The 11,980-nt window shown below is 64.0% G+C and carries 6 protein-coding genes; 1 reads left to right on the top strand and 5 read right to left on the bottom strand.

Annotated elements, in window-relative coordinates; all coding sequences use genetic code 11:
- Positions 1–72: 72 nt before the first annotated feature.
- Complete coding sequence (locus tag ACN9MB_RS17760; RefSeq protein WP_426269748.1) at positions 73–456, top strand: DUF6632 domain-containing protein; 384 nt, start codon at positions 73–75, stop codon at positions 454–456.
- A 56-nt stretch (positions 457–512) separates the two neighbouring features.
- Here ACN9MB_RS17760 and ACN9MB_RS17755 read toward each other — a convergent pair whose 3' ends face one another.
- The 5 genes from ACN9MB_RS17755 to ACN9MB_RS17735 all read right to left on the bottom strand — a co-directional run bounded on the left by ACN9MB_RS17755 (position 513) and on the right by ACN9MB_RS17735 (position 11,904).
- Positions 513–2,597, bottom strand: coding sequence for a M13 family metallopeptidase (locus tag ACN9MB_RS17755; RefSeq protein ID WP_426269747.1), 2,085 nt, complete (start codon positions 2,595–2,597; stop codon positions 513–515).
- 173 nt (positions 2,598–2,770) lie between these two features.
- Positions 2,771–6,562 (bottom strand): translocation/assembly module TamB domain-containing protein, encoded by a 3,792-nt coding sequence (locus ACN9MB_RS17750; RefSeq protein ID WP_426269746.1) that lies wholly within the window; start codon positions 6,560–6,562, stop codon positions 2,771–2,773.
- Between the two features lie 9 nt (positions 6,563–6,571).
- Complete coding sequence (locus ACN9MB_RS17745) at positions 6,572–8,329, bottom strand: autotransporter assembly complex protein TamA (protein ID WP_426269745.1); 1,758 nt, start codon at positions 8,327–8,329, stop codon at positions 6,572–6,574.
- Positions 8,330–8,428: 99 nt separating this feature from the next.
- Positions 8,429–9,307 (bottom strand): class I SAM-dependent methyltransferase, encoded by an 879-nt coding sequence (locus tag ACN9MB_RS17740; RefSeq protein WP_426269744.1) that lies wholly within the window; start codon positions 9,305–9,307, stop codon positions 8,429–8,431.
- A gap of 50 nt (positions 9,308–9,357) precedes the next feature.
- The gene (locus tag ACN9MB_RS17735; protein WP_425490851.1) at positions 9,358–11,904 is read right to left on the bottom strand and encodes a glycosyltransferase family 2 protein; all 2,547 of its coding nucleotides are present in this window, start codon (positions 11,902–11,904) and stop codon (positions 9,358–9,360) included.
- Positions 11,905–11,980: the final 76 nt, after the last annotated feature.

Here is an 11,980-nt window from a genome sequence, read left to right as displayed (position 1 = left end):
CGTTTGTCGGGCTTAAAAGCAGGGCCTTGCAGCATAGACTGCGGCCCTCGCTAACAGAGACGGGTGACGGTCATGAGCGACGTGCAGCGCCTCAAGCTTCTTCGCATCGCCTTGGTAGCGTTGGGCATCGTTTGCCTGCTGATCTATCCGCTGATGCAGTTGTGGCCTTCGGGCTGGAGCTGGCACGAAGGCTATTCCGACTATCCGCTGATGATCGCCGGTGTGTACGTCACGCTTGGGGTATTCCTGATCCGCGCAGCCCGCGATCCGCTGGCCAACCTCAGCCTGATCTGGTTCACGGTGTGGTCGAGCCTGGTGCACGGCGCAATCATGGCGGTGCAGTCGTTCACGCAGCCGCAACACATGGGTCATCTGGTCGGCGATGTGCCGGCGCTGTTCATCGCAGCGCTCGTGCTGGCGTTGCTCACGCCACGCGGCGCCATGCGAGCGGCTTAAATGAAAAGGCCACGTCTCTGGCGAGACGTGGCCTTGGTTTCATCGTAGCGACGCTGTTACCAGATCTTCACGCGATCGGCCGGTGCGAGGTAGAGCGTCTCGCCCGCCTTCGGCTGGAACGCGTCGTACCAACCATCCAGGTTGCGCACGGTCTGCGCGCGGAAGCGACCCGGCGCGTGCTCGTTGCCGATCACCCGCTGGCGCATCGCCGCCTCACGGATCTTCTCGCGCCAGCTCTGGCCATAGGCGAGGAAGAAGCGCTGGTCGCCGGTGAGGCCGTCGATCACCGGCGCGGGCTTGCCGCCCAGCGACTTGTGATAGGCGATGTAGGCAATGGTCAGGCCGGAGACGTCGGCGATGTTTTCGCCCAGCGTCTGCTGGCCATTCACGTGCAGGCCTGGCAGCGCTTCATAGGCGTTGAACTGCTGGACCAGTTTCTGGCCGGCCGCCTTGAAATGCGCCTGGTCTTCCGGCGTCCACCAGTTCGCCAGGTTGCCTTGTGCGTCGAATTCCGCACCGAGGTTGTCGAAGCTGTGGCTGATCTCGTGGCCGATTACGGCGCCGATGGAGCCGTAGTTGGCGGCAGCGTCTGCCTTCGGATCGAAGAACGGCGCTTCGAGGATGGCCGCCGGGAAATTCAGCGCGTTCTGCAACGGCAGGTTCACCGCGTTGACAGTTTGCGGCGTCATCCACCACTCGCCGCGATCCACCGGCTGGCCGAGCTTGGCGAGCTGGTGTTCGTACTCGTACTTGGTGGCGCGTTGCTGGTTGCCAAGTGCGTCGTCGGGGCGGATTTCCAGCGTGCGGTAGTCGCGCCAGGTTTCCGGATAGCCCACGCTCACGCGAATGCTGGCGATCTTGGCCTTGGCTTTTTCGCGGGTGGCGGGCGTCATCCAGTCGATGTTGTTCACGCGTTCGTCGAACGCGGCAAGAATGTTCTTCACCATCTGCTCGACCTGCTGCTTGGACGAGGCGGGGAAGTATTGCTTGACGTAGATCTGGCCTACCGCGTCGCCCAGCGCGTTGTTGGTGCTGGCGATGCCGCGCTTCCAGCGATCACGCTGCTTGGGCGTGCCCGACAGCGTCTGGCCGTAGAAACCGAAACTGAGATCGGCATACGCCTTGGGCAACAGCGAGGCGCTTTCGTTGAGCGCGTGGAAGGTGAGGTAGTCCTTCCACGCCTGCAACGGCTCGCTGGCCGTCAGCGCGGAAAGTGCCTTGATGGCGGGTACCTGCCACACGTCGACGATCTTCTGCTGGTCGAGGCCGGCAGCCTTGAAGTAGGCATTCCAGTCCAGGCCCGGCGCGTTCTTGGCGAACGCGTCCATCGGCCACGGATTGTTCGCCTTGTGAATGTCCTGGCTGTCGACGATGTCGACCTGCGCCTTGGCGATCTTGGTTTCCAGCGCAAGGATCGCCTTGGCCTTCGCCTCGGCATCGGCGATGCCGGCCTGCTTCAGCAATGCGGCGATATAGCTCTGGTATTTGCCGCGCGTCTCCACCATCGCCTTGTCATCGGACAGGTAATAGTCGCGCGTGGGCATGCCCAGGCCGCCCTGCAGCAGGTAGGGAATATTGCGCGAGGCATCTTCCAGCCCGTGCGAGACGAACAGGCCGAACAGGTGCTCGGTCTGGAAATTGGTGGCATTCACCGGATCCACATCGGCGCGCAGGCCTTCGCCGAGCACGCGGGCGAGATCGGCCTTGCCCTGGATGGCGTCGATCTTCTTCAGCTGAGGCTGCAGCGGTTCGAGGCCACGCTTCTCGATGGTGGCTTCGTCCATGAAGGCGGTGTAGTAGTCGGCGATGCGGCGGTTGTTGGTGCCCGCGTCCGCCTTGGTCTTGCCCGAGGCGAGGCCCTGGATCAGGTCCGCATTGCGCTTTTCGGTCTTCTGGAACACTTCTAGGAAGATGCCGGTACTGGAGCGGTCCGCCGGGATCTCGGCGGTCTTCTTCCAGGTGCCGTTGGCGTAATCGTCGAAATCGTTGCCGGGAAGCACGCTGTGGTCGATGCCGGCCAGGTCGATGCCGCTGGCGCCGCGTGCCGCCGCGTGGGCCGGTGCCGGCTGCGGGGCCGTGGCTGCCATGGCGCAGGTGGTAGTGAGCGCCGCGGCCGTGAAGATCCAACGAAGTTGCCGCATGAGCGGTCTCCAGGTAAGGGAAAGCACTAACGATAGTCCCTCATCCCGCTGCCGTGGGCATGACTTCTGGGCTATGGGCGGTGGCCCACCATTTCACTGTAGGAGCGCACCCTGTGCGCGACCGCCGCCCTCGCACGGGCGGTCGCGCACAGGGTGCGCTCCTACCACTGCGTTCACCGCTCGATGCGGTAATTGAGCGACGCGCGGTTGAAGTCCGTCGCGCTTTGCGCCTCGAAATTCCAGCGCGCATTGAAGTGGTAGCGCAGGGTGATCACCTGGCCTGGGTCGAACAGGCCCACGCCGTAGCTGATGTAGAGGCGTGGCGACAGGTATTTGCCCACAGTGAAGGCCGAGCCGCCGTTCAGTGCATCGTTGCTGCTGACGCCGATGTCGTCCACGCCCAGGCGCGAGCCGATGCTCTTGGCCAGCAGGTTGCCGGTAGCCGAGCCCAGTGCCTGCGCGGCCGCGCCCACCATGCTGCCTTCGCCGCCCTTCACCTGCGACAGCGGCTTGCCGGTGATGAGATAGGAGAGCGCATCGGACTGTTCCATTGGCGGTTGCGAGAACACCGTGAGCACCGGTCGTTTCGCGGTGCCCGCGATATTGAGGCCCACCTGCTGGCCGTCGTCGATGGTGGCGTTCGGATTGAGTTTGCGGATCGCGCGGATGTTCAGGCCCGGGTTGTCGATCGGCGTGCTGGCGAACAGCAGCTGTCCGCGATCGATCTGCAGGTTCTGGCCATAGGCCTTGTATGTGCCTGCCACGTCGATCTGGCCCTGGCCGGTGGTGGCGCGTCCCGGTCGTTCGCTCACCACCAGTTGGCCGCTCAGCTTGCCGTCCAGGCCCATGCCGACCAGGTGCGTCTTCCTGCCCAGGTTCACTGTGACGGTGGCCGAGAGAGGCATCTGGCTGGCCGCTTCCTCCTGCTGCTTTTCATCGACCACCACGACGTCGGGCGACGCCTGGGTGGCGCCTGCGCCTGGCAGCTTGTCGAGATTCACGTCGGCGCTGTCCAGGGTGACGCTGCCGGTGATGTCCAGGCCCTTGTCGTCATGACGCACGGCCAGATCGGGCGATATCGCCACCTTGGCCGCGGGAATGTCGACCGCCTTGAAGTTGCTGCCCTTCACCGACAACACGCTTTGCGCATCCGCGCCGAGCGCCGCCGTGCCGGCAAGCACCACATTGCCATCACCCGAATGCAACGTGCCGTCGATGCGGAAATGCTTGGCATCGGTGGTGCCGATGGTGACGCGACCCTGGTTGAGTTTCAGTCCCAGGCCGGGAATTTCCGCCGAGAAATCGGTGAGGTTGGCCTGACCGCTGATGGCCGGCTGCGACACTGTGCCAGCCAGGTTGAAGTCGCCGTTCATGGCGCCCTTGGGGTTCACCACTTCGGTGGTGAAGATCTCCAGCAGCTTGAGGTTGCTTACGTGGATGCCGACGTGCCCGCCGAGCGACTGTTGCGCCCCGCTGATGCTGACCTGGCCGTCGATGCGTCCGCTGTTGGTCAGGCCCGCGTGCAGTTCGATCTGCTGGTTCGAGGGACTCAGCTGCGCGGTGAGCGCGAGATTGTCGTAGGTCACCAGCGGCTGGTCGGCGCGGTCCGCATAGGCCACGGAGCCGCGTGGCGAGGTGATCGATGCGTTGCCGGTCAACGCGCCGGCCGTATTGCGGCGAAGACTGCCGCTGCCGTCGAGCGAACCTTCCACCCGCATCGGTACCTTGCTGGTGCTCACAGCACTCATGATCAAGGCGATCGGCAGGTTGCGCAGCCGATAGTTGGCATCGAGGTTCCCCGCCTTGTCCTGCTTGGCCGCGGCACACAGCAATGGCTCGCCCGCGGTGAGGCAGAGCTCGGAGAGATTGAGTGCGCCATCGTTGTAGCCAAGCTGTGTCGATTGCTGCAGCCGCCAGCGGGGCAGGCCGGCAAAATCCACATTGAGCGTGGACAGCGTTCCATTCCACGCCGAACCCTTGAGGCTGCCGCTCAGTGCGAGATCCGTCGACAGCGGCGAGCCGTGCGCACTCAGCGTGAGGCTGTGCCGCTCAGCGGTGCCGTCGCCTTTCACATTGACCTGGGTAAAGGCGAGGCCGCCCGCATCGACACCGGTCGTCTGCAGGTCGAGCTTGCCGCCGGGATGGCTGATGTCCGGCACGTTGGCGAGCAGGCGCAGCGTGTCGACCTTCTGCCCCGCATAGCTCAATGCGTTGCCTTGCAGGTTGGCTTCGACGGCGAGCTTGGGTTGCTTGCCGCGCATCTGGATCGTGCCCTGCAGGCGACCTGCGGCATCGGGCAGCCAATCGCCCAGCGACGCCACCGCCAGCTTGATGGTGATGTCGTTGCTGTGGCCTGGCCGTGCGTCGATCTGCGCGTCGCTGCCGCCCGAGACGAGGCGCAGCTTGCCATCGATCACGCCTTCAGGCGGAAGATGCAGCTTGCCGTCGCCATGCACGGTGCGGTCGCGCAGGCGGCCGTCGAATTTCTTGATTTCCAGCGTGACGTCGGGGTGGTCTTGCGGCAGCGTGCCTTGCGAGGCGACGTCGAAATCGAGCGAGCCGTTCCATTTCGCCAGCAGATGGCCCGGATCGAACTTGTTGGCCACGGCTTCCAACTGCCAACCGAAGGCCGGCTGCAGGTTCAGTGTGCCCTTCAGCTGCAGATCGCCCTGCGGCTGCTTGACGGTGAGTGCATGCAGGTTGATCAGCTTCTGCGTGCCATCCAGATCGAGCGTCACATCGGCGAGCTTGCCCGCCGGTCCGATGGCAAGCGTGCTCTGGGCGCGGAATTGTTCCACGCTGCCCTTGGCGGTGAGGCTGCCGTGGCTGAGCAGGGTTTGGCCGGCCATCTGCTCGGGCAGCACCACGTCTTTCCACTCGACGGTCAGATCGGCGGTGAGTGGTTTCGCCGCCAGCTGCACCACGCCGTGCACGCCGACGCCGCCCTTGAATTGCGGCGAGGCGATGCCGAGCTGTTCAACCGTCAACGTGTCGAGGTCGTCGCTGAAGCGCGCGGTCAGCGGCTGCAATTGCAGCTGGTAATCGTTGAGACCGAGTTGACCGTTGAGCGTGCCGCTGCGGCGGTCGCCTTTGCCGGTGAGAGCCACGGACAAACCAGTGAGCGAACTCTCGCCGAGCCATGGCTTGGGATCGAAGCGTGGGGCATCGAGCGTGGCCGTCCACGCGTAATCGCCGCCTTGCGCCAGTTCCAGCTGAAGCCGCATGGCGGTGGGCTGGGTCAGCTGCAGGTCCACGTGCGCCTGTTTGCCGTCGCCGCGCGCGGCGAGTTCACCGGCGTATTCGGTGCCGTTCGCGGTCCAGGCAAAGCTGGCCTTGCTGTCGCCCTGGTATTTGCTGCCGACCACGATGTTGCCGGCGAGATCGGCGTGGCCTTCCGGTGCGCGCAGGGCGAGCTGGCGAAGTTCGATGCCGCGGCTGCCGGTCCAGCTGCCTGCGAGGTCGAGCGAATCGGAGGCGAATACGGCCTGTCCCGCCTGCGTGATCTTCACCGACCCGACGTGCGCGCGTTCGAGCAACATATCCAGCGGCGGCTTCCACGAGAAACTGCTCTCGCTCTCGGGTTGCTCGGGTTCGCTGGGCGGCAGCGCGATATCGACCCCGTCCACGTTGAGGTCGAGCACCTGCAGTCGTTTGCGGAAGAGGGCGGGTACGCGCAGGTCCAGATGCGCCTTGGCGATCTTGACGTCGAGCCCCTTGCCATCGGCATAACGCAATCCGACAAGATCCAGCGGCCCGACCAGGCGACCTTCTGCCGACTGCACGGTCAGTTGCCCATCGGTGAAGCCTTGTGCCCGCGCCAGCGCAAAGCGCAGGCCGGGTGCCGTACCCAGCAGCCAGGCGAGGAAGCCAAGCAACACCAGCAGCAGCGCAAGCAACGACAGCAGCGTCCAGCGCAGCCAATGGCGGCGTGGGCGTAGTGTCGGAGTGGCGGCGGTCTCAGTCATCACATCTGCTCACAGATCCGGGCCGATCACGACGTGCAGTTCCACGCCGCGCTCATCGGGGTTGTGCACCGGCGTGCCCAGGTCCACGCGGATCATGCCCACGGGCGAGAGCCAGCGTACGCCCAAACCCGCGCCGATCTTCGGTCGGTAATCGGTGCCATTGAACGCGTTGCCCGCATCGACGAATGCCGCCATGCCCCATTGCCGCGTGAAGTAGTGCTCCACTTCCGTGCTGCCCACCAGCAGGTTCTCGCCGCCGATCACGCGGCCGAACGCATTCTTGGGACCGATGCTCTGGTAGCTGTAACCGCGCACCGAGCGGTCGCCACCGGCGAAGAAGCGCAGCTGCGGCGGCAGGTCATCGAAATTGTTGGTCCAGGTGGCGCCGGCCGAGCCGCGCACGATGAAACGGTTGTTGCCCCAGAACGAGGTGATCCATTTGCCGTCCGCAGTTACCTGGCTGAAGCTCGCGTCGGAAAGCAGCGAGCCCACGGTGGAGCGCGCCGTGAACACCAGCGACCAGCCGCTGCGCACGAAGATCGGGTTGTCGCCCGATTTGCGCGACAGCGAGACTTCCGGATAGAACAGATTGCTCTGGCCATGCTCCAGACCCGGCACGTTGTCCGATTCGCCGGCCTTCTGGCCTACGGTGAACGTGCCGTCCAGCGCGTGCACGCCGATCGTTCGCACCCAGCCGTGCCATTCGCGGGTTTCGTTGGCGACCAGTTCCAGCGTCTTGGATTTGGAGGTGTCGGTGTTGGAGTCGCGGTAGGTGGCGCCGTAGTTGAAGCTGCGTTGGTTGGGCCCGGGCAGCGGCACGGTGTACAGCGTCGACAGCGTCTTGAGCTTCTGCGCCACGATCAGCTCGTTCTTCCACTTGTGGCCGTTGCGGTTCACCCAACGGCGTTCCATGTCGGCACGCACGCCAAAGCCGGTATCGGTGCCGATGAACGGGCCGCCGCTGTAGATGGTGCGCTTGGCCGGCGACAGTTCCACCTTCACGTCGACCACGCCGTTCTTCTTGTCGTCGATGTCGGGCAGCACGTTCACCACCGAGAAGTAATCCGCGCCGTTCAAGGCTTGCTGCAGCTGCAGCAGCTTGTCCTGCGCGAAATACTCGCCGGCCTTGAAGGGTACGTAACGCTGCAGGAAACCTTCGTTGAACTGCGAGCCCTCGAAATGCACCTCGCCGAACTTGTAGCGTTGGCCGGCCTGCCATTCGAGATGGATCACCGCGCTGCGTTCGCCGCGATTGACATCCACCCGATGGGTGACCAGTCTCGCGTCGAGGAAACCGTTGGCGGTGAGTGCGCCGCTGAGCGCATCGCGGCTACTGTCGTATTCGCCGTGATTGAGCGTCTGGCCCTTGAGGTTCTCGATCGCGCGCTGGGCGCGACGGATGGCGCCGATCTTCGCCGCCGTGGGATCGAGCTTGATCTCCACCCCGGTGACCTTCACCGGCTCGCCCGGCGTGACATGCAGCGTCACGCGCCAGTCGTTGCCCACGGGTTCCAGTTGTCCCTGCACCTTCGCTTCGTAGTAGCCGTAGGGCTCCAGCGACGTCTTGGCCTGGTCGAGCGATTGCTCATAGAGGCGGCGCACCTGCGCCTCGGTCACTTCGCGATTGGCGTATTCAGACAAATCCACGCCCGAACTCACGGCGAGCTTGAGCGGATCCTCCACGCCATCCACCACCAGCTGCACACCCGCGTGCGCCAGCATCGGTATGCATAGGAGTAGCGCAGCAAGGCGTTGGACAATCTGCATTCTTCTGGATCCGTCCTCGCCACCCCATCCGTTAGTGGAGGGCAGACTTGCCGTGGATATCTAGCAGCTGGGATGTCTGCGATGTATCAAGGATGCGTACTATCGAATGCCCCGCAGGATATTCGGCAGCATCTTCCAGGACTCGGCCGAACTCGCGTCATCGACATGGAATCCTTCACGGGGGGCATAGCAGAACCCGGCTTCGGCACGACTGAAGCCGGCATTACGAATCTGCTCGAGGATGTCCCACCCGAAGTTGTCGAACGTGTAGATGCCACTGCGGCTGAGTCCATCGCCGTGGTACTCCGGTGGTTGCAGGTGCTCGATCTGGCCCGACGAATCCGGGCGGCCACGGAGTATCGACGTGGGGTGATCGACGAGAAACGGAACGGTGAACAGCATGACGCCGCCCGGTTTCAGTACCCGAGCCGATTCACGCAGGGCGGCCGCCGTATCGTAGACGTGCTCCAGCACATCGCTGTGCGCCAGGAGGTCTAGCGAAGCATTCCCATAGGACAACGAGGTGATCGACTCGTGCCGGGTACGGCGCCATCGCCACCAGCGAGTGGACCACCAGTAGCTGCGGCCAGGCTGGCGATCGTCGCCCAGATATTCCGATCCACGCAGCCACGGCATGCGCGCGCGGGATCGTGCGTACAGCCGGGTGGTCTTCTCAAGCAAGGCGCCCTGGACACCTGGTTGCCGCTGGTCGCCACCGTTTGCGAGCATGGCCGAAAGCATCAGGCGCTGCCGCGTATTCAGCCGGCAGCGGATGCAGCACAGGTTTTCGCGCACGTTGGCACGGCTTAAGTCCGAGCCGGCAAGACGGAAGGTTGTTTGGCCCCCGCAGGCGATGCAATAACCCTCGCGCGAACGCGGTTCGCCCAGCCATTCGCCTTCCTGCGCGACATCGGCTTGAACGCTCTTCGCTGCTTCCGTCCATGCCGCTTGGGTTTCGAACCAACGTATCGTCGCCATACCGAATTCCGTTCGTGAGCCCGTTGCGCAAAAGGCAGCAGGCGGGCCGCTCAACCCGCCTTATCGCCAGCCTTGTGCGCAATCCATGCGCCAATCACCGCCGACACGTACGGGATGGACTGTGCGCCGAGGATGAACATCCACAGCGTGCCTTCGACGTAATGCGTGCCGAAGCGCATGCCCATGCCGACGATACAGCCAACCAGCGCGATCGCCATCAGAAATTCCTCGCGCACCGGCGCGAACGCGGCGAAATTGCTGCCGCCCAGGCGTCGGCTCTTGGCGGTCACCACGAACGAGGTTTTCTCTCGCGTGAGGCCGTGCAGGATGCCGCGGGCGATGGCGTGCGAGAGACTCATGCTGGCCAGCGACGCCATCAAGGTGTCGTACCAGCTGCAAGGGACACGCACGCGGTACAGCACGATGCCGAAGATCGCCTTGGCGAAGAAGAAGCCGATCACCGGGATCAGGAACAACTGCATCGGCAGGTTGAAGAGGGTGGGAAAGGCCACCATGCCCGCGGTCCAGAAGATCGCCATCATGGTGAAGATCAGGTGCAGCGCATCGGCGAACCAGCTGAACCAGCCGGTGAGGAAGTGGAAGCGCTGGCCGGAGCTGAGCGGGCCCTTCTTGGTCATCCAGCTCCAGCGGCCCTTGAGGATCTGCATGGCGCCGAACGCCCAGCGGTAACGCTGGCTCTTGTATGCCTTGAAGTCCGCCGGCGTGAGGCCCTTGCCCATCAGTTCGTCGACATAGACCAGCTCGTAGCCGGCGTGCATCAGGCGCAGGCCCAGCTCGGCGTCTTCGCAGATGGTCCATTCCGACCAGTTGCCGGTGCCTTCCAGCGCCGAACGACGCACCATCGTCATGGTGCCGTGCTGGATGATCGCGTTGCGCTCGTTGCGGTGGTGCATGCCGATGCGGAAGAAGCCGTCGTATTCCCACGCGGTCATGCGGCGGAAGCGGTTGTGCTCGTAGTCGCGATGGGCCTGCGGACACTGCACCACGGCCACCTTCGGATCGTGGAAGTAACCCGTGAGCGAAGCCAGCCAGTCTTCGCGCACCACGTAGTCGGCATCGATCACCGCCACCACGTCGGCGCGCGGGTCGGTCTCCTTCAGGCCGAAATTCAGCGCGCCGGCCTTGAAGCCCGGCCACGGTTCCAGATGGAAGAAGCGGAACTTGCTGCCGAGCTTCTCGCAGTATTCCTGCACCGGCTTCCAGATCGCCGGGTCCTTGGTGTTGTTGTCGATCACCAGGACTTCGAAGTTCTCGTACTTCAGTTCGGCCAGCGAATCGAGCGTGACGAAGACCATCTCCGGCGGCTCGTTGTAGCAGGCCAGATGGATCGACACGAACGGCTGCTTCTCCACCGGATCGGGCGGCAGCAAGCCGGCATGGCGCACCCAGCCGCGGCGCCACAGCACCTCGGTGAACTCGAAGCCATTGATCAGCAGGATGGCGAGGATCGCGATCTGGGCCGGGAACAGCAGCACCAGCATGGTCCAGTCGATCCAGCTCAGGTAGAAATTGAACGGCAGCGTGGCCGACCAGGTGACCAGGCCGCAGGCCAGCTGGATCAGTGCGCAGAAGAAGAACCGGCCGGTCAGCTTGAAGCGGCTGTAGCGACGCGCGAACCAGACCATCGGGATCAGCGCGAGCAGGCTGGCGCCGAGCGCCTTCCACGGCCACGCGGTGTCCTCGGTCACCGGGCCGGTGAACGGGAACTTCGGCTGGCGGTCGGCGTTGAACATGCCCCAGTACGCCTCGGTACGACCCGACAGCGCTTCCTTCCAGGGCTGGTCGAACGCTTCCATCACGTAGTAGTCGATGTTGCGCTTCTTCGCTTCGTTGAACCACGTGCGCAGGAAGATCGCTTCGTTGGACACCGACGGGTCGGCATACTTGTAGCGATCGCCGTTCGACGGCCAACCGATCTCGCCGATCACGATCGGCTTGTTCGGGAACATCTTCTTGAGTGCGTCATAGCTGCCGAGCGCATCGCTCACCGCAGGGAACGCTTCCAGCCCCTTGCCCTGGCCGGTGACCGCGATGCCGTTCCAGTACGGGAACAGATGCACGGTGATGAAGTCGACGTGTTCGGCCAGCTCCGGATACTTCGCCCAGATGTGCCAAGGCTCGGCAATCGTCACCGGCTGATGGATCGCCGCGCGAACGCGGTCGGCATACGCCATCAGCTGTTCCGGCGGGATGTCGTTGCGGAACAGCACCTCGTTGCCCACGACCACGCGGTTGATCGAGTTGGGATAGCGACGCGCCTGCGCGATCAGCGTGTCGATTTCCTTTTCGTTGTTGTCCAGGCGCCGGTCGACCCATGCGCCGGCCATCACCTGCAGGCCTTCCTTCTCGGCCAGGCGATAGACCTGCGGGTTCTGCAGCGTCGAATAGGTGCGGATGCGCGGCGTGTAGCGCTTGAGCAGCTTCAGGTCGCTATCGATCTCCTCATCGGAGGGGAAATCGTTCTTCAGCGGGTTCTGGTAGCGCTGGAAGGCGGACAGGGCGAAGCCGCCGATCGGTCCGTTCCAGTTCTCGGGGCCGTGCGGCAGATTGCTCCACCACCACAGACCGATGTTCATGGCCGCCACGACCAGGGCGAGCAAAATGGCTGCAAGCAGCGGGTGCCGACTGTCGTGGTTGCTTGATGCGTTGCTC

It is taken from the genome of Dyella kyungheensis (genome assembly GCF_049913195.1).
Taxonomy (GTDB): domain Bacteria; phylum Pseudomonadota; class Gammaproteobacteria; order Xanthomonadales; family Rhodanobacteraceae; genus Dyella; species Dyella kyungheensis.
Note: the sequence above shows the minus strand (reverse complement) of the source record. Positions and strands in the feature narration are given on the sequence as shown.